This window comes from Microcystis wesenbergii FACHB-1317 (assembly GCF_014696875.1).
Taxonomy (GTDB): domain Bacteria; phylum Cyanobacteriota; class Cyanobacteriia; order Cyanobacteriales; family Microcystaceae; genus Microcystis; species Microcystis wesenbergii_A.
Genome location: NZ_JACJQV010000142.1, coordinates 25,631 through 44,096 on the forward strand (window position 1 = coordinate 25,631; position 18,466 = coordinate 44,096).

Sequence of the window (18,466 nt, forward strand, 5' to 3'; positions counted from 1 at the left end):
CTATCTCCCCATCCCCCTATCTCCTAATTCCTATGGGTCGTGTTTGGCATTTTATTAAAAGTGTGATGGGAATTATCTTTCGTCATCCTGTAACTGGGGTGACAATAATTCCGCTGCTTGCTGACGGTACAATTGTTTTAATCCGACGCAGAGACACCGGCAAATGGGCCCTACCGGGGGGAATGATCGATTGGGGGGAAGATATTTTTAATACTGCTCAAAGGGAATTAAAAGAGGAAACAGGATTAAATTTAGTCAGTTTAGGGCGTTTAGTCGGGGTTTATTCCTCTTTTGAACGTGATCCGCGCATTCACTCCATTTCATTGTTAATTGAAGTGACGGTTGCGGGGAATTTTCAGATCAAAGACACATTAGAAGTTAGTGAGGTGAGAGCTTTTAGCGTCGAAACTTTACCTCTAGGCAATCTCAGCCACGATAACGATCGCCAACTAGAAGATTATCTCAGGGGTGCCAATGTAGTGGCTTGATGTCGAGGGAAAGATAGTGGAGTTAGAATGTTTGGTTAAAGGCAAGTGAGATAACATTTAGGGGAAATCAACACAATGACATTTGATGTGGCAAAAGTAAATGCCAAAGGCCAGGAAGTCGAACGAAAAAAGGCAGAAGCCTCATATTTCGCCCAAGATTTGGGCAACGGCATCACCCTAGAAATGATTGCCATACTGGGGGGAACTTTCACGATGGGTTCACCAGCAAATGAGAAAGATAGTTTTGATGATGAACGTCCTCAACATCAAGTAACTGTCCCCCCCTTTTTCATGGGTAAATATCCCGTCACCCAGGCCCAGTGGAGAGCAGTTGCCTCTCGCACCGATTTAAAAGTAGAAAAAGACCTTGATCCTGATCCTTCCTACTTTAAAGATCCCCCCAAACCCCCCTTAAAAAGGGGGGCTTCCGATTCCCCCCCTTTTGAAGGGGGGGCTAGGGGGGGATCGCCCACGCGCTGGGATAGACCCGTGGAACAAGTCAACTGGTACGATGCGATCGAATTCTGTGCGAGATTATCGAAACTAACGGTTCGGGAATACCGACTACCGAGTGAAGCGGAATGGGAATACGCTTGTCGTGCCGGAACCACCACCCCATTTTACTTTGGGGAAACCATTACGGGGAAATTGGCCAACTACAATGCCAGCGAAACCTACGCCGATGAACCCAAAGGAGAATATCGAGAAGAAACGACTCCTGTGGGACAATTTTCCCCCAATGCCTTCGGACTGTACGATATGCACGGCAATGTCTGGGAATGGTGCGCCGATACCTGGCACGATAACTATGACGGTGCGCCGAGGGATGGCAGTGTCTGGACAGAAAATGGGTATGATAATCATTCTTCTCTGCGGGGCGGTTCTTGGTACATCGATCCATTTAACTGCCGTTCCGCTTCCCGCTACGACGAATACCGCCGCTTCAGCGGCAGCGACTACGGTTTTCGGGTGGTGTGCGGTGCTGGGAGGACTTTGTAACCCTTTTTCTCTTTTTTCCCTTTTTACCCTCATTCCCTATTTTTTCTCTTTTTTTTTCTTTTCCGCCTCACGGTGGGTCGATTTTTTTGAGAAAATGGCGTTAATGTTAAATTTTATACTAAATCTGGTTATTAAAGACTGATTATTTATTCCCCTTTTTGCCGTTTGCATAAGTAGAAAACGGGTTTCTCGGAGAAACCCGTTTTCTGTGGGTTACTCAAGAGTTATCGGTTATCAGTTGGGAAGGTGGTGTGATATTATGGGTAGTAAAGTTGATCAAAAAGCTGATCAGTTTGCTATTAGAATAGTGAACGCTGATCAATATCTCAGCCCAGAAAAGAAAGAAGTTATCCTGTTATAATAAAGTTAATTGATATTTGCTTAATTTAAGTTATGAACTTCAACCTTTATCTGGAAGATGAATTAAGTCAGCAACTACAGGCTTTATCTCGCTCTACAGGCAAATCCCAGAATGCTTTGATTCGAGAAGCAATACAGCTTTTAATTACCACAAAAGAACAGTCGCAATGGTCGTCAACCATCCTTAATTTTCAAGGGGTAAGTGATAGTATTGTTTTTGAAGCTTATAGAGAGGAACTTTCCCCACCTAGAGAAGATGAGGTGATTTAGTGCTGGTTTTGCTCGATACTTGTACGATTAGTGATTTTGTCAAAGGTGATAGCAACACTCTAGTGCAGATCAAAAATCATACTAAATCTGGTTATTAAAAACTGATTATTTATTCCCCCTTTTGTCTTTTGCATGAGTAGAAAACGGGTTTCTCCGAGAAACCCGTTTTCTGTGCGTTACTCAACGGATTTAAAAATTAGGTAAAACCCCACACTCAGCCCCCAGGAAAAACTTTTTCAGCAGACCCTAAATAGGGTCTGCTGAAAAAGTACGGGCGAAGCATTCGGATAGAAAATCTACGGTTTCACCGATAGGTTATTGCCCGAATGCTTCGCCCCTACAGGACACGGGCCGATGAAGACGCAAGGTTTTGAACGACGATTCTCTCAAAATCTTGCACCTGTGAGAGCAAAACAGAACCCTAAAACCCTTACCTCGTCTATATTTCACATTTATTCAGCATACCCTAAATACTGGCTTTCTCTCTTCAACGGCTGATTCCGCGAAGTTGCTGCAGAAGTTGATCAAGAATGTCTTCCATCTCTTCCGGGCTGCGGCCCATCCTGACCGGTCCGCGCAGAAACTCTTTAACCGTTATCTTTTTATCGCGGAAGTCACGGACAAAATTATAGATTTTTTCGGTGGATTGAACTTGTAATTTCATCTCCTCTAGCATTTGCTCAATCGGGTCGATGCCATCCTTCTCACGAGCGCGGCTGGCCCTCACCATCTCGCCTTCTGGGGTATTTCGCACCGAGCGCAGTTCTCTTTTCAGGTTCTCGTATTGCTTTTTGAGTAGTTCGTTATTGGTTTCAACCCTCTCGCACTGTCGTTTGAGGTCGCTTTCCGATGAGCCTTCAACCTCGAAAGTGTCCCCCATTTGATACTGTCGTTCGATTTCGAGCAGTTTGGCAATATCTCCCTCTTTATAGGCGCGGTTGACTTCCTTCATAATCTCGTTGTGACGCATCCGAGTTTCGGGATCCGTAACCTTGTCGGGGTGAAAAATCTCGGCCATTCTCAGGAAAGTGCGGCGTATTTGTCTAGATTCAGGAGATTTAGGCGAGCTTTCAGGTGATAGCTCTGTTCCATCATCGTGACGGTTATAGGAGTCTCCCCCAGAGAAGAAATCCTGCACGGATTGCTCTGATGCTCCTTCTGGTTCTTCGTCTCCGAAAAGTTCGTCAAGTTCTTCATCTCCATCGTCAAATTTCGGGCTAATCACCCCCGTTAACTGAAGTGTCTCGTAAATTCCGAGAATCCTTTTTTTTGTCTGCTGCCCCAATTTTCTAGCAGTGAGGATTTCGTCAAAAAGGGCGTGTATTTCGCGGTCGAGGTCGGTAAGTTTTTCATAGAGGGGTTGCCCTCTCTGGAAAATCTCCGTCGCTAGGGAACGCATCTGGTCGAGGAATTTCTTCAGTTCGTTGCGCTTTCTGCCAATCTGCTTGAGGAGCCACTGATGCTCCTCCTCTAAAGCTTGGAGACGAAAATGTAGGGAAGACAGCGCCAAGGAAGGAGAGGTAGGCGAATCAGAGGAGTTCGGTGATTTCGGCTTTTTAGATCTGGTCATTACTTTGGGGTGAAAGCATATTGTCTATTCTACCAAGCCGGAAGGAGCCGCATTCCTAAAACTCACCCTTGGCTCATTTTATTGTTTCTCCCCACTTCCATCACCCCATCACCCCAAGTCCACAGATAAGCTTAAGTGGCTAGAAGCTAGATATATCAATGGTCTTAATTAATCCTTATCAATCGAATTAAATTTTTGTACATAAAATTCTCGCTCAGATTAATTATTTTTTCCAAATTCCGCTAGACTTATTTAGTAAGTTCAATCGAGATTCAATATTCCATAGCTAAATTTCTATAGCACAGGCTAGAAGGAAAGTTTAGCGAGGGATTCCTTTACCCATAATTCAGCACACATATTTGCTTTAGCAAGCAGGTAGGAGATTCTATGTCAAATTTTTCGAGACGGAAATTTTTAACCACGGCGGCAGTTTCAGCAGCAGGGGCTGTTGTCCTGAAAGGTTGTGTGGGTAATCCCCCCGACACTACGGGTGGAACCAGCACCACCGCACCCGCTTCCCCGGTTGCTTCTCCTGTGGCGGTAGCTCCCGGAGAGGCCCCCGAAACCACCAAAATTAAATTAGGTTATATTCCTATTGTTGAGGCCGCACCTTTAATTATTGCCAAGGAAAAAGGCTTTTTCGCTAAACACGGGATGCCTGATGTGGAAGTCTCCAAACAAGCAAACTGGGGATCCGCTAGAGATAACGTCGAAATTGGGGCAGATGCGGGCGGAATTGACGGGGGACAGTGGCAAATGCCCATGCCTTACCTAATTTCCGAGGGACTAATCACCAAAAATAACGTTAAAGTCCCCATGTATGTGTTAGCGCAGTTAAACACCCAGGGTAACGGAATTGCGATCGCAGGTAAACACGAAGGCAAAAATATCGGTTTAGACCTAAAACCCGCCAAAGATTACATCCTCGCCATGAAAACGACGGGAACTCCCTTCAAAGCCGCCTATACTTTCCCGAAAGCTAATCAAGACTTCTGGATTCGTTACTGGTTAGCCGCCGGTGGTATTAACCCCGATACGGATATTAACCTAATTGCCGTACCCGCAGCCCAAACCGTGGCCAACATGAAAACGGGAACCATGGATGCGTTTAGTACCGGCGATCCTTGGCCAGCGAGAATTGTGGCTGATAATATCGGTTTTATGTCAGCTTTAACCGCAGAAATCTGGCCCTATCACCCGGAAGAATACCTCGCTATCCGCGCCGATTGGGTGGATAAAAACCCGAAAGCCACCAAGGCCCTATTAAAAGGAATTATGGAAGCGCAGCAATGGCTCGATCAGGAGGCAAATCGGGCAGAAGCGGCGGCAATTCTCGCTAAACCGGCTTATTTCAACCTCAAAGAAGAAATTATCGCCGGTCCCCTCAAAGGAATGCAGAAAATGGGTGACGGTAAACCGGAAATCACCGACAAAAATAAAGGGGTTTTCTACTGGAAAGATCCCGCCGGTAGCGTTTCCTATCCCTATAAGAGTCATGATCTCTGGTTTTTAACCGAAAGTGTTCGTTGGGGTTTCTTGCCGAAAGAAAGTTTAACCACTGCCTCCGCCTTAATCGACAAAGTTAACCGCGAGGATCTTTGGAAAGCGGCAGCCACAGAGTTAGGGGTTCCCGCCGCCGATATTCCCACCAGTACCTCCCGCGGTGTCGAGAAATTCTTCGACGGCAAAACTTTTGACCCCGCTAATCCCCAAGCTTATCTCGATAGTTTGGCAATTAAAAAATAGCGAGCTTTTCTCGATAGGCTAGGGGCATAAAATATCTAGTCTATTAATCCCAAAAGTGTTTTCTTCTCTCCCCAATCAAGTAACTTTATCTTCAACAAAGGAAAACGGCAAAATGGCAAGTAGCGTCAGCAGAAAAAGTAACGGTGGTTTCAACTTCGGTAAATTCTGGAAAAAGCATTCCCAAGACATTCTTCCCCCTATTATCGGTACCCTGGGTTTTCTGATTGTTTGGCAATTAGTCTCGATGCTGGGATTAATCAAATTACCCCCCCCATCCGACCTAATCACCAATGAGCGTACCCGTACCTATTTAATGTATCCTTTCTTTGATCGTGGGGGCATTGATAAAGGACTATTCTGGCAAACTTTAGCGAGTCTGCAACGGGTATTAATCGGTTATTTTTTTGCCGCAGTGGTTGGTATTGGCGTTGGGATTATGGTCGGTTTAAATTCTTTCTTAAATAAGGCCCTCGATCCCCTTTTCCAATTCCTAAGAACAGTTCCTCCTCTTGCTTGGGTTCCCCTATCTTTGGCCGCTTTACAACAAAACCAACCTGCTGCTTTATTCGTGATCTTTATTACCGCAGTTTGGCCGATTTTGATTAATACCACCGTCGGTGTCCAACAAATTCCCCAAGACTATATCAACGTTAAACAAGTCTTGCAATTGTCCAACAAAAAATTCTTCTTCAAGATATTAATTCCCTCAGCACTTCCCTACATCTTCACCGGTTTGAGAATTGCGATCGGTTTAGCTTGGTTAGCGATTATCGCCGCTGAAATCGTTATGTCGGGTATCGTCGGTATCGGTTTCTTTATCTGGGATGCCTACCAAAATAACTACATCAGCGATATTATTCTTGCGCTGTTTTATATCGGTGGTGTGGGTTTATTACTCGATCGCTTTATGGCTTGGTTGCAAAATCAAATCGTTCGTCAATAGGGAATTAATGGGGAAAGTTTCCCCATTTTTCAAATAACTGAAACTTGAGCCAATTTAAGGAGAAAAAACTATGAGTTTGTTTGTCGCTGTCGATAACATTGATAAAGTATTCCCCCTTAGTGGTGGCGGTGAATATGTGGCCTTGAAAGGGATCGATTTACAGATAAAAAAAGGGGAATTTATCTCCCTCATCGGTCACTCTGGTTGCGGAAAATCCACCCTCTTAAACATGATCGCTGGTTTAGATTTGCCCACGGAAGGAGTGGTGACTTTGCAAGGTCAAAGCATTAAAAAACCAGGACCTGATCGCATGGTAGTTTTCCAAAACTATTCCCTTTTGCCCTGGTTAACCGTCAAAGAAAATATCACTCTAGCCGTCGATCAAGTTCTCGCCCAACTATCAGAAGACGAAAGAAAAGCTGAAGTCGAAAAATATATCGATCTGGTCAATCTTCGTCATGCAGTGGATAAACGTCCCAACGAATTATCGGGGGGGATGAAACAACGGGTAGCGATCGCTCGCGCCCTAGCCATCCGTCCGAAAGTGCTGCTTTTAGACGAACCCTTTGGGGCGTTAGATGCCCTGACTAGAGGTAATCTACAGGAACAGTTAATGCAGCTGTGCGAAGAATACGAAATGACCTCGGTAATGGTGACGCACGATGTGGATGAAGCGGTGCTATTATCCGATCGCATCGTCATGCTTACCAATGGCCCCGGCTCAAAAATTGGCGGTATTTTGGAAGTGGATATTCCCCGTCCCCGCAAACGCATGGAAGTGGTGGAACACCCCAGTTACTACAGTCTCCGGAGTGAAATTATCTATTTCCTCAACCAACAAAAACGGATCAAAAAACTGCGCGCCCGCAAAGTCGAAGTTATTGCCCGTCACGGTTTAGAAAAAGTCAATCTAGAAATCGGTTTTGTTCCCCTCACCGCTTGCGCGCCCCTAGCAGTGGCCAAAGAAAAGGGATTCTTTACTAAACATGGTCTAGATGAGGTGAATTTAGTCCGAGAAACCAGTTGGCGAGGCGTTGTGGATGGGATCGCAGGGGGATTCCTCGACGGGGCGCAAATGCCTTCGGGAATGCCCACCTGGTTAACCGTCGGTGGTTATCAAGATCAACCTTTGCCGATTGTCAGCGCCCTGACTATGACTCGTAACGGTAACGGTGTCACCCTCGCTAAACGCTTCTATGACGAGGGAGTGATTGACGGTAACGCTTTAAAACAGATGCTATTGGAATCGAAGGAGCAGCGCCATATTTTTGGCATTGTTCACCCTTCCTCCATGCACAATTTGCTCCTGCGTTACTGGTTAGCGGCAGCGGGAATTGACCCGGATCAAGACGTTCACCTCGAAACTATTCCCCCGGCCCAAATGGTAGCCGACCTGAAAACTGGTAGTATTGACGGTTACTGTGTGGGTGAACCCTGGAATCTCAGGGCCGCTATGGAAGATATCGGTTATACCGTCGCCACCGACTTAGAAATTTGGCAGGGCCACCCAGGTAAGGCCCTGGGAGTCCGGGAAGATTGGGCCAATAAATACCCTAATACCCATGTCGCTTTAGTCAAAGCACTGCTGGAAGGTTGTAGCTACTGTGCCGAGGAAGGGAATCAGGAAGAAATTCGTCAAATCCTCGCCAGTCGTCAGTATCTTAGTACCAATATAGATTATATCCAACTGGGTGATCCCAACTCCTACGCGTGCAGTCTCGATCAACCGATGAAAGAATATGCACACCATCTGTTCTATGGAGAAGGGGTAAATCGTCCCAGTCGTACCGAACACCTCTGGATGATGACCCAAATGGCGCGCTGGGGCCACATTCCTTTCCCCCGTAACTGGGTAGAAATTCTCGAACGCGTCTGTCGGGTGGGTGTTTTTAGTACCGCAGCCCGGGAATTGGGTCTAGGGGATATTAAATATCGTCGCACACCGATCCTTTTATTCGATGGTATCGAGTTTGATGCCGAGGATCCGATCGGTTATCTCAATAGTTTAGAGATCAAACAAAACATCACCATGGCCGAAGTGGCTATTGATGCTCGTCCTAGTGCCAGCGAATCTCGCAAAATTGCCTAAAAATCAACTAAGGGGATAATTATTAGCCAATTATCCCCGGCCATTGCCCCTATTAACTATTTCCCCCAAAGACTAATCATGTACACCACCACCGACACAATTAACCGAGCAACCCAGGCCCCCAGTAAAGAAGCTTTTGTCACCATTGAAGGAGTTTCTAAGGTTTATCCCACTCCCAGAGGCCCCTACACCGTCCTCAAGGATGTTAATCTCAGCATCAATGAAGGTGAATTTATCTGTGTGATCGGTCACTCCGGTTGCGGTAAATCGACCCTATTAAATATGGTGTCGGGTTTTTCTTCTCCCACCGATGGCATCGTTAAAGTTAACGGTAAGAAAATTACTAAACCCGGGCCCGATCGCATGGTAGTGTTTCAAAACTATGCTTTATTACCTTGGTTAAGCGTTTTTGAAAATGTCTATCTCGCGGTAGATGCGGTGTCTCCCAATGCTCCGGAAGCACAAAAACGCTCGATCGTGCGGGAACATTTAGCTATGGTGGGTTTAACCGAAGCTATGGATAAAACCCCTCCCCAAATCTCCGGGGGGATGAAACAACGGGTTTCGATCGCCCGGGCCCTTTCTATCCGTCCGGAAGTGTTGATTCTCGATGAACCTTTCGGTGCGTTGGATGCGATTACTAAAGAGGAATTACAGGAAGAATTGCTGAAAATCTGGCAAGATAAACGCTGTACGGTGTTGATGATTACCCACGATATCGATGAGGCCCTTTTCCTCGCTGATAAGCTGGTAATGATGACCAATGGACCGGAAGCGAAAATCGGCGAAGTGATGAATATTCATTTCCCCCGTCCCCGCGATCGAGAGAGAATTATGGAGGATCCGGAATATTATCGTCTGCGTAACTATGCCCTCGACTTCCTCTATAATCGTTTCGCTCACGATGATGTCAGCTAGATGCGAGCATTTGTATTAGTTTGGGGTGCGGTTGACTTAAAAGCGATCGCACCTAGATTTTTTTTCTGGGGAAGCCTTCTTCAAGTAAAATTATTTCTAAGTAGGTAAGTAGGTAGGCACAATTATTTGTAGGATGGGTTAGCGGTAGCGTAACCCATGCGGGCGTTGGGTTTCATGCTTCAACCCAACCTACGTTCATTTTATATTTAATTCCACTCACCCACTTAGATGTTAAAAATTGTCAGATACTCCCCTTATAAAGGGGGGATTAAGGGGGGATCAGCTTACTTGTTAGCTAAATAGAACAATTAGCAATAAAATACAATAATAATTTTTACTTTTTACTTAATTGATCATGCTCAAACAGATACGGAAACTACTTATCAATTTCGGACAACAATGGCGCGATGAAGATTTCATGAGGTCGATTCATCTCATTGAAAACATAGTTTCTAAGGTTTTATCCGTAGCCTTAATTGTTGTTATTATTGTTTCTCTTTATGACCTAGTAGTTATCCTAATCCAAGATTTATTTACTACGGAACCCGTCGGTTTTTTTAGCAAAACTTTAATTGAAATCTTCGGTTTATTTCTCAATATTTTAATTGCCTTAGAGTTATTAGAAAACGTCACTGCTTACTTAAGAAAACACATCGTACAGGTTGAATTAGTAGTAGTTACGGCTTTAATTGCCATCTCTCGAAAAATTATTATTTTTGACCCCAAGAAATACAGTAAAGATGATTTAATTGCCCTCACCGTGGGAACCTTAGCTTTAGCGGCAAGTTATTGGTTAATCAGAAAAGTTAATCGCGACAATCGCTCTTGAAATAAGTAGTCGTGACATGATTGATGCCAATAATTGCCGGTTGGATTTTGGTCAAATTGGCAGACTTTTAGCAAAATCACCTAGCTCTCTATAGTCTGAGTATCCTTGCATAGTTCCTAATATTATTATTAGCAAAACTAGCGATAAAGGATGTCTTTTCCGTTTATTTTTCCGAGAGTCCTTGACTTATTTAAGTTTTTCTATTAAGCTAAACATATCTTTAAAATATTAACGGTCACTCTCTATTTTACCTGATAGTGATTGCTTTTGACTTTCTGACCGTATTATGAAACAACCCTAACCTTGAAGGGGGGTGAGGATGTCATAATAGTCAGTCCCTATCTACCATATCTCTAAAAACCATGAGCGATCCTCGTCTATCTCTAGTGGCAGCTGCCCGAAGATTTTATCAACTGGGTTGGATGCTTGGCACGGCGGGTAATTTATCCGCTAAAGTTGATGATCATAGTTTTTGGATTACTGCCAGTGGCAAAAGTAAAGGTAAACTCACAGAAGAGGATTTTGTGCGCGTGGATCTGACGGGAAAAGTCAGGGAATTAGCTCATCGGGATAATCGTCCTTCGGCAGAAACTAGCATTCATCAGGTGATTTATCGTCTCTTTCCCCAAGCACAAGCTTGTTATCATGTTCACTCGGTGGAAGCGAATTTAGTTTCCCGTTTTGCTCGCGAGGACAAGTTATCGTTACCTCCCTTAGAAATATTGAAAGGTTTAGGTATTTGGGTAGAAAATCCTCAAGTATTTATGCCGGTTTTTGCTAACTATCTCGATGTGCCGAAAATTGCCGCAGAAATAGAAAGTAGATTCTCAACTTTCCCCCCGGAAATTCCCGCTTTACTGATTTCTGACCATGGCGTGACGGTGTGGGGTGAGTCTCTAGAAACTACCGAGAATTATTTAGAGATAGTCGAGTATATTTTTCGCTATCTAGTGGCAGCCTATCAAGTAAAACCTTGGTAAACCTTCATTTAGACAAGGCAATCAGAAAAAAAATTGCCGATATTTACCAAGGCGCCACCCAGATTCGAACTGGGGGTAAAGGTTTTGCAGACCTCTGCCTTACCACTTGGCGATGGCGCCGATTAATCATTATTCATCTTAGCATAACAGATGACAGTTTGCCAAGAGTGGAACCCAAGAGTCAAGCGATCGATCTATAATTTAGGCAGCGGTTCTCTAATCTAGTGGGTGATTTTAGGCTTAAAAAAGCGATTATGATGATAAATCAAAGGTATTTACTAACTTTTATCGGTTTATTGGCTTTATCCTTGCCAGTACAGGCTAATAATGCCGTTTACCTTAGCCAAAGTTCTAATACTGCCGCTACTTTCGACAGTTATCGTCAAGAATGTTTACAAAGAGCGCGTGGGGAGGGATTAGCTGCTGATGTGGCAAAGGACCTATGCGACTGCACGATTAAAAAATTCCAAGCTCGTTACAATCTACAGCAATTCCGCGCCCTCGTGCAGAAGTCGAAAACCGATAAAGCTGCCGCTAGGACTTTAGCGAGTGTGGGAGAAGCTTGTTTTGATGAGATTTTGTACGAATAGCAGTTATCAGTGATCAGTAAACAGTTATCAGTTATCAGCTTTTTCTCTCCCTTCTCCCCAATTCATAATTCATAATTCATAATTCCCCTCTCCCCTCTCCTAGGGTGTTGAAAACGCTTACAGACCTTTTTAACCGCAAACACGCACCCGACAAGCTGTATTAAGATTAAACTAATACAAGTATATCAGAGGCGGTAAGAGTGGGTTTAGAACTAAGAGTTGCAATTTGAATAGCTGCTAGTGTACCTGTCCCGTCCCCATCAAAGAATAATCCTCCAGTGATTGTATTATAAATAAAGCGATTGCTGGCATTTAATGCAGTTGTTCCTAACACAAATTGAGCGGCTGTAATCGCAACTCCTGCGGCTAAACCACCGCCAAAACCCCCAGCAGAGACAGTAATTTTATCCCCCTGACTGGAGAGAAAATCAGTAATTGTGTCAATCCCTTCATTGCGGTTGTTGAAGGTAAAGCGATCGCCACCCGCACCGCCTGTTATGGTATCATTACCAGTACCACCAATCAAGGTATCATTCCCATCACTACCATTGAGGATATTGTTACCACTATTACCCGTCAGGATATTGTTAGCAGCGTTACCTGTACCATTAATATTTGCGCTTCCTGTTAGGGTCAGATTTTCCACATTAGCGGGTAGGGTAGTGGTGACATTAGCGGTTAAGGTGTCGCTGATGGTGACAATTCCCTTGTTATTGGTAAGAGTTGCATTGACGGGATTACTGAGATTAATGGCAAAAGTTTCGTTTGCCTCATTAAGGTTATCATTTAAGATGGGAATGCTAATAGTAGCAGTGGAAGTATTAGGTGCAATGGTGAGAGTTCCAGTTTTGCTAGTGTAATCTACATTGGCGGTAGCGTTAATGGGTGCAGTGGTATAGTTGACGCTAATTGGTTGCGGATTTGGATTGTTGACAGTGACGGTGAGGATGGCATTATTATCTAAGCCTTCGACCACGGTAATATTATTGATGGATAGTTGGGAAAAGTCGTCATTGGTAATTGTCCCCGTCACTGCGGTGGTTGTACCCATTGTATAACCTGTCCCCGCAGCGAGGGTTAAAATAACGGTTTCGTTAGGTTCAACTGTGGTATCCGCAGTGGGATCAATTGTTACTTTAGCAGTGGATGAACCAGCAGCAAAGGTGACTGTATTATTAGTACCTGTACGAGTGTAGTCGGTATTAAGAGTCGCTGTCCCTCCGAGGGTGTAATTGACTGTTAAAGCATTTGTTGTTACACCAGTACGGGTGAAGGTATAAACCAGATTACTTGTCCCGTCTTCAGTAACACTACTGGGAGAAATAGAAAGAGTAACAGTTTGTGGACTGGTAAACTCACTCACATCAATAATCTTTAAACCGTCTAAACCATAAGCCACATAAGCATAGTTACCGACTACTTGTACGTCATAAGTATTATGCTGACCAGAAGTATCATAATTACCCTTAAGAGTGGGGTTTGATGGGTTGCTGATGTCGATGATTTCCAGTCCCCCATTAAGAGAATTACTTACATAAGCATAGTTACCGACTATTTCTACACCATAAGCAAAATAAGTATCATAATTACCCTTAAGAGTGGGGTTTGATGGGTTGCTGATGTCGATGATTTGCAGTCCTAAAAGATGAGCTACATAAGCATAGTTACCTACTATTTGTACACCATAAGCATCGTCAGAACCATAATTATAATTACCATTGAGAGTGGGGTTTGTTGGATTGCTGATGTCGATGATTTGCAGTCCAGACCTAGTAATTATATAAGCGTAGTTACCGACTACTTGTACATCATAAGCAGGGACTGCCTCAGAAGTATAATAATTACCCTTAAAGGTGGGGTTTGTCGGGTTGCTGATGTCGATGATTTGCAGTCCCGTATAAGTATCAGCTATATAAGCATAGTTACCGACTATTTGTACACCGTAAGCCCAGCCAGTATCATAATTACCCTTGAGAGTGGGATTTGTCGGGTTGCTAATGTCGATGATTTGCAGTCCTGAATCCCCATCAGCCACATAGGCATAGTTTCCGACTACTTGTACATCATAAGCATAGCCAGAAGTATCATAATTACCCACTAAAGAAAGAGTAAATACTCCCTGATAAGTGTTGAGGATATCCAGCTGAAAAACCCCAGATGTCTGCAACTCCGACAAATCTAAGGTTTCAACAAAGGTTTGATTCTCTCCCTTTATCGCCGGAAAACTCACCTCTAACTCCCAACTTCCTCCTAATGCTGCATTTCCTACCCGTCTGCTGGAAGCCGCTATTTTTGCTCTAGTAACTTGGGACAATTTATTAATAAACTCTGTCCCCGCATCTCCCGCCGCGACCTGACAACCGTACAGTAGAATATGATTAATCTTCGCCCAATTCTGTAACTGTTGGCGATAATCGTAAATATTTGTTAAATTAAGTTGACAATTCCCTAAATATAAGCATCCTGGCGCACCATGGGAAACAAGGTGAATGGTGGTAATCTGGGGATTTTGTTGTAAAAAAGCGGTGATTTGTTCGATTCCGTCTTGATTGGGAGTGAGAATAACGGTGGCGATTCCAGGGATTACCCCAGCTTGGAGGGTTTGATAATCGGTAACACCAGCATCAAGAAAGACTACGGTAGCGGTTAAACGCTGATTTCTCGCACTATTCACCTGATTAACTTGACTCAAGCCATCAGATTGAGCGAAATTGAACAAAATATCGTCAACAGCCGGAAGAATCGGCAAAAGAGTAGAAGTCATGACGCTGACCTAGAAAGACGACTGCGGCTATTTTATGCAAACAATCGCCAATTTTTCAAGACCCCTGTAACATAAATTAACATTTATACAAGAAAACGGGTTTCTCAAAGAAACCCGTTTTCTAAAGAAGTTCTAGGATTGGATTCTTGCGAAAGACTGCTTAAATTCTGCGAGAGAATTAGCAGTGGCTGCTAATTTTAGTAGCTCTTCTAAGATAGTAGGGTTAGTGATTTTGCCGATTATCTCTTCAATTTCTGAAGAAATTTGTCCAAAACGCACAGTTAAAACTGTTTTGATGTCATCGCGGCTTTTTTCTAACGCGCCAATTTCCTTGCCAATTTCCTTACCAATTTCCTTACCAATTTCCTTACCAATTTCCTTGCCAATTTCCTTACCGCGTTCGATTCCTCGTAACTCCATATTACTCATTAAAGGCATGGTTCTTTCCTCCTCAAATTGTTTGATTTTACTCTCTAAACTTGACTGCAATTCAGTTGATAAAGTCATCATATTGTCGATGATTTCAAACAGTTTACTAAGTAAGATAGGTATTACCCACACTACTTATTTATGATGATACTAAAAGACTTCCTACACTCCTCAAAAGAATTTACTATAAGTGCGGCTTTTAACATCTCTTCTAAAACCGAAATAACTGAAGCATCATTGATACATTGTCCAATATCTCCAGGGATATCGCCTAGTCGGTTTTCCAAAACTTTTTTCACAAAATCACGAGCATTTTCTAACGCTCCAATTTCCTTACCAATTTCCTTACCGCGTTCTATTCCTCGTAACTCCCCAATTTCCTCACCAATTTTCCTTCCTCGTAACTCCATATTACTCATTAAAGGCATGGTTCTTTCCTCCTCAAATTGTTTAATTTTACTCTCTAAACTTGACTGCAATTTAGGGGATAAAGTCATCATATTGTCGATGATTTCAAACAGTTTAATTATCTGTTCCCTCTCGAACTCCTTTTCATATAATCCTCTGATTAACTTCCATTTCCACTGTTCCCGTTCTGGCAGCTTCCCAGTAGTCGCTTTCGTTTTCAGGTGTGCCATGACTATTATAGCAAAGGGATTGCTACTTGCTTCTAGTTCTGACCAGCTTTCCTCATAGTCCAGTAATTTAACCGTTGGGAATTTCAGGCTGACTTCACAACCAGCGATAGTATAATTATAGGAATCTGGTCGCCAATTTACTCGTTCATCCCCTAAGATAGCGAGACTGATAACCGGTTTCTGATACAAATCAAAAGCCCGATAGTTATAAATATACATCCTCTGAGGGAAATTTTCTTCGTACTGGCTTTGAATTTCAATATGAATCAAAATCCAGATTTCTTCTCCACTGAGTAACCAGACTTTATAGAGTTTGTCAGCGAAACGTTTTTTTGTTTTAGCGGAAGCGGTAATCCGTTTGAGTTCTTTTTCTAGGGATTCGGGAATTTTTGTCCAATCAATTAGTTGGTGAACTTCGGGAAAAAAGAAGTATAAAAACGCCTCAAAATACTCGGTTAATGCTTCTTTCCAGGGTTCATCATAATTAGCGGTTGTCTGTTTCATTATGACAATTTTAGTGGGTTGTTGTCAGAAGGCGATCGCTAACGTCAAAGCTAGGCAGTTAAAGTATTTAACCAATTGATTAAATCTTCAACCGTAGAGAAATCGAATAAAGCTTCTCCTAATGCTTCAACATCATCAATACTTAACTCCATGATTTTAGTTTCTAATGAAGGATTAATCTCCCCTAACTTGCGTTTAAGTTGACGAAGAATCAATGTCTTTTCCCGTTCGATACCTTGTTCGATACCTTGTTCAATACCTTGACGCATCCAACTGGTGGTAATTTGCATAACTCCCTCCTGTACGGGTTGACTAAATGTGCTAATCTCTTCTTGGAATTGTCTCTCTTCGACTGGATTTAGATTGAGATATGTATCAATAAATCCGGAAATTAATTGCATTTTCGCTGGATTTAACCTTAAAGTAATTAACAAGCGCAGACATTCCGCTTTTACCTTGGCTCGCTCTTTCTCGGCAATGTTCATCTTAGCCATCAAAGCTGAAGCAACCGGATTCGGTTGATTAAGAAAATCTCGCCAATTTAATCGATTTAACTGTACTACTTGATAGTTAAATTCTAAGACTTTTAAATCGGGAAAATCGACTACATATTGACTAATTGCATCTCTTTTTGGCTTTGAATAAGAAAAAATTACAATCGGATAAATCGGTAAGACAAATTTCTCATGAAAGCGAGCAAAATAAGTAAACAGCCGCCGATTAAACCACTTGCGGGAACTTTCCTGCGCCTCTACATGAATCAGAAAAAAAGATTCTTTTCCTCGAAACTTAACCTGTGCGACTAAATCGCTTTCATGTCTTTCTCCTTCCGTGACATCGGTAAATACTTCTTTGTCTAAAAAAGTAATCGAGTCCCTATCTAAATAATCCATCAATTGAGGAAAAAATAACTCAATAAATTCGACAAAAAAGGTGGAGATTAACTCCTTAAATAAGCGATCGTGGTCAATATTATTAGTCATGTAATATCATCTTAACTAATCTGAGCGATGAATGACTACTCTTCTCTATTATATTCTGAGAAGTCGGTTTTGGCAACGGATTGTTATGACCTTACCCCCTTAACCTACAGCGATGGCCAAATTCGCCCAAAATCCGTCAGATTGAGCTAAATCGAACAAAACATCGTAAAAGGCAGGAAAAATCGGCAACAGGGGAGAAGTCATGACATTAACTGCAAAGGTTTATTGCTAACAGTTTTAGCCCAACAATCCCCAATTTTTCAAGGGTGCTATCACAAAAATTAACATTTATTACAAGAAAAAGGGTTTCTCAAAGAAACCCTTTTTCTAAATAGTTTCTCGAAGAAACCCGTTTTCTCTGTTGAGAATGAAGCTTATCTCTGAATTACTTCCTCACCATGAAAATTTTACAGGGTGATGGCGAGGGGGATACTTTCCGCCTTAACCTTTCTCTTTCAGCTAAAACCCCCTCCGAAGCAATCTTACCCCTTGGCAGTCCAGAAAACGGGTTTCTCGAAGAAACCCGTTTTCTAAATAAGTAGTCGTGCAAAATTAATTTCCTAGTCGAGACTCCGAGACTCCGAGACTCCGAGACTCCGAGACTCCGAGACTCCGAGACTCCGAGACTCCGAGACTCCGAGACTCCGAGACGGGATACAGCTATTAGGGATCGGATTTGAGTTTTCAGTTCACTGTTTACTGATCACAGCAGAAGTCTGACGGAGTAGTGGCTTAGATGTGTAATTAATTGTGCTTAGATACTTAGTTTCTCGAAGAAACCCGTTTTCTAAAATCACAACTTAATCTAATTCATTTGCCGTTTGCAAAACCTCCTCATAAAGTTGACGACTGATGCGAAAATTTGCTGGGAGTATTAGAGCATCGATTATGGGTTGAACCTTAGAAATCAATCCTCTATTTTTAGCGATTAAAAGAACTCCTAGAACCCCCGTAATTGACCGCCCCAAACGCACAGCCTCCCTCCTGCCAAGACGCTCATCAATTAACAATTCATCTGCTTTTAATTCCAAAGCAAGAGCGATTGCTTCTGCTTCGCCAATATCTAAATTATAGTCATTGCTCAAACAAGCCACAAGTTCCAAATTAGCGGCTTGTTTAACCTGTATCCAGTTCAGAGAAATTATCGCTTTAATGCGGATATCTTCCTCAGTTAAATTAGCCAATTCATTGGCAACTGCTTGGGGAATAATAACATTAGTATATAGCAATTCTTGGAGCTATGAGGTACAATAGAAAGCAAATAGACAAATAATAGAACTTACCAGCTTCCTATGAGACCCTATTCCGTAGATTTTCGCCAAAAAATTATCGATGTCTGGAAGAAAGAAAAAATTTCCATTCGAGG

14 protein-coding genes, 1 tRNA gene and 4 pseudogenes are annotated in these 18,466 nt (G+C 42.9%); 11 read left to right on the plus strand and 8 right to left on the minus strand.

Annotation, left to right across the window (positions count from 1 at the left end; genetic code table 11):
• The first annotated feature begins 32 nt into the window (after nucleotides 1–32).
• The 3 genes and pseudogenes from H6F92_RS12290 (at nucleotide 33) to H6F92_RS12300 (ending at nucleotide 2,117) form a co-directional block, all read left to right on the plus strand.
• A complete protein-coding gene (locus H6F92_RS12290) occupies nucleotides 33–488 on the plus strand; it encodes an NUDIX hydrolase (protein ID WP_190358051.1) in 456 nt (151 codons plus the stop codon).
• Between the two features lie 66 nt (nucleotides 489–554).
• Nucleotides 555–1,487: pseudogene (locus H6F92_RS12295) on the plus strand (formylglycine-generating enzyme family protein); the annotation flags it as partial.
• A 393-nt stretch (nucleotides 1,488–1,880) separates the two neighbouring features.
• Entirely contained in the window at nucleotides 1,881–2,117 is a 237-nt protein-coding gene (locus tag H6F92_RS12300) for a ribbon-helix-helix domain-containing protein (RefSeq protein ID WP_002766434.1), read from the plus strand.
• A gap of 487 nt (nucleotides 2,118–2,604) precedes the next feature.
• On the opposite strand, the gene H6F92_RS12305 is transcribed toward H6F92_RS12300, so the two are convergent.
• Complete coding sequence (locus tag H6F92_RS12305) at nucleotides 2,605–3,687, minus strand: molecular chaperone DnaJ (protein ID WP_190358052.1); 1,083 nt, start codon at nucleotides 3,685–3,687, stop codon at nucleotides 2,605–2,607.
• Between the two features lie 387 nt (nucleotides 3,688–4,074).
• Between H6F92_RS12305 and H6F92_RS12310 the strand changes: the two genes are divergently transcribed.
• The 5 genes from H6F92_RS12310 to H6F92_RS12330 all read left to right on the plus strand — a co-directional run bounded on the left by H6F92_RS12310 (nucleotide 4,075) and on the right by H6F92_RS12330 (nucleotide 10,212).
• Nucleotides 4,075–5,433 carry a CmpA/NrtA family ABC transporter substrate-binding protein gene (locus H6F92_RS12310; RefSeq protein WP_190358053.1) on the plus strand — a complete coding sequence of 453 codons (1,359 nt, stop codon included), beginning with the start codon at nucleotides 4,075–4,077 and terminating at the stop codon, nucleotides 5,431–5,433.
• A 112-nt stretch (nucleotides 5,434–5,545) separates the two neighbouring features.
• Nucleotides 5,546–6,376, plus strand: a complete 831-nt coding sequence (ntrB, locus tag H6F92_RS12315; protein ID WP_190358054.1) for a nitrate ABC transporter permease — start codon at nucleotides 5,546–5,548, stop codon at nucleotides 6,374–6,376.
• Nucleotides 6,377–6,446: 70 nt separating this feature from the next.
• Entirely contained in the window at nucleotides 6,447–8,465 is a 2,019-nt protein-coding gene (locus tag H6F92_RS12320; RefSeq protein ID WP_190358055.1) for an ABC transporter ATP-binding/substrate-binding protein, read from the plus strand.
• Nucleotides 8,466–8,543: 78 nt separating this feature from the next.
• Complete coding sequence (locus H6F92_RS12325; RefSeq protein WP_002766427.1) at nucleotides 8,544–9,383, plus strand: nitrate ABC transporter ATP-binding protein; 840 nt, start codon at nucleotides 8,544–8,546, stop codon at nucleotides 9,381–9,383.
• A gap of 355 nt (nucleotides 9,384–9,738) precedes the next feature.
• The gene (locus tag H6F92_RS12330; RefSeq protein ID WP_002751476.1) at nucleotides 9,739–10,212 is read left to right on the plus strand and encodes a phosphate-starvation-inducible PsiE family protein; all 474 of its coding nucleotides are present in this window, start codon (nucleotides 9,739–9,741) and stop codon (nucleotides 10,210–10,212) included.
• Nucleotides 10,213–10,275: 63 nt separating this feature from the next.
• On the opposite strand, the pseudogene H6F92_RS12335 reads toward H6F92_RS12330, so the two are convergent.
• Nucleotides 10,276–10,428: pseudogene (locus tag H6F92_RS12335) on the minus strand (transposase family protein); the annotation flags it as partial.
• Between the two features lie 146 nt (nucleotides 10,429–10,574).
• Here H6F92_RS12335 and mtnB point away from each other — a divergent pair.
• Nucleotides 10,575–11,192: a methylthioribulose 1-phosphate dehydratase gene (mtnB, locus tag H6F92_RS12340; protein WP_190358056.1), complete on the plus strand. Its 618-nt coding sequence runs from the start codon at nucleotides 10,575–10,577 to the stop codon at nucleotides 11,190–11,192.
• 49 nt (nucleotides 11,193–11,241) lie between these two features.
• On the opposite strand, the gene H6F92_RS12345 is transcribed toward mtnB, so the two are convergent.
• Nucleotides 11,242–11,312 (minus strand) — tRNA-Cys (locus tag H6F92_RS12345).
• A 134-nt stretch (nucleotides 11,313–11,446) separates the two neighbouring features.
• Here H6F92_RS12345 and H6F92_RS12350 point away from each other — a divergent pair.
• Entirely contained in the window at nucleotides 11,447–11,782 is a 336-nt protein-coding gene (locus tag H6F92_RS12350) for a hypothetical protein (RefSeq protein ID WP_190358057.1), read from the plus strand.
• Nucleotides 11,783–11,948: 166 nt separating this feature from the next.
• Here H6F92_RS12350 and H6F92_RS12355 read toward each other — a convergent pair whose 3' ends face one another.
• The 4 genes and pseudogenes from H6F92_RS12355 to H6F92_RS12370 all read right to left on the minus strand — a co-directional run bounded on the left by H6F92_RS12355 (nucleotide 11,949) and on the right by H6F92_RS12370 (nucleotide 17,100).
• A complete protein-coding gene (locus H6F92_RS12355) occupies nucleotides 11,949–14,546 on the minus strand; it encodes a DUF4347 domain-containing protein (protein WP_190358058.1) in 2,598 nt (865 codons plus the stop codon).
• A gap of 132 nt (nucleotides 14,547–14,678) precedes the next feature.
• Nucleotides 14,679–15,080 (minus strand): annotated as a pseudogene (locus H6F92_RS12360) (hypothetical protein); the annotation flags it as partial.
• Nucleotides 15,081–15,106: 26 nt separating this feature from the next.
• Nucleotides 15,107–16,117, minus strand: coding sequence for an RpnC/YadD family protein (locus tag H6F92_RS12365; protein WP_190358060.1), 1,011 nt, complete (start codon nucleotides 16,115–16,117; stop codon nucleotides 15,107–15,109).
• A gap of 50 nt (nucleotides 16,118–16,167) precedes the next feature.
• A complete protein-coding gene (locus H6F92_RS12370) occupies nucleotides 16,168–17,100 on the minus strand; it encodes a DUF4351 domain-containing protein (protein ID WP_190358061.1) in 933 nt (310 codons plus the stop codon).
• A 398-nt stretch (nucleotides 17,101–17,498) separates the two neighbouring features.
• Here H6F92_RS12370 and H6F92_RS12375 point away from each other — a divergent pair, with 398 nt between their 5' ends.
• Nucleotides 17,499–17,642 carry a hypothetical protein gene (locus tag H6F92_RS12375; protein ID WP_190358062.1) on the plus strand — a complete coding sequence of 48 codons (144 nt, stop codon included), beginning with the start codon at nucleotides 17,499–17,501 and terminating at the stop codon, nucleotides 17,640–17,642.
• A 258-nt stretch (nucleotides 17,643–17,900) separates the two neighbouring features.
• Here the strand turns inward: H6F92_RS12375 and H6F92_RS12380 are convergent.
• A pseudogene (locus H6F92_RS12380) lies at nucleotides 17,901–18,326 on the minus strand (PIN domain-containing protein); the annotation flags it as partial.
• Nucleotides 18,327–18,466 lie beyond the last annotated feature (140 nt).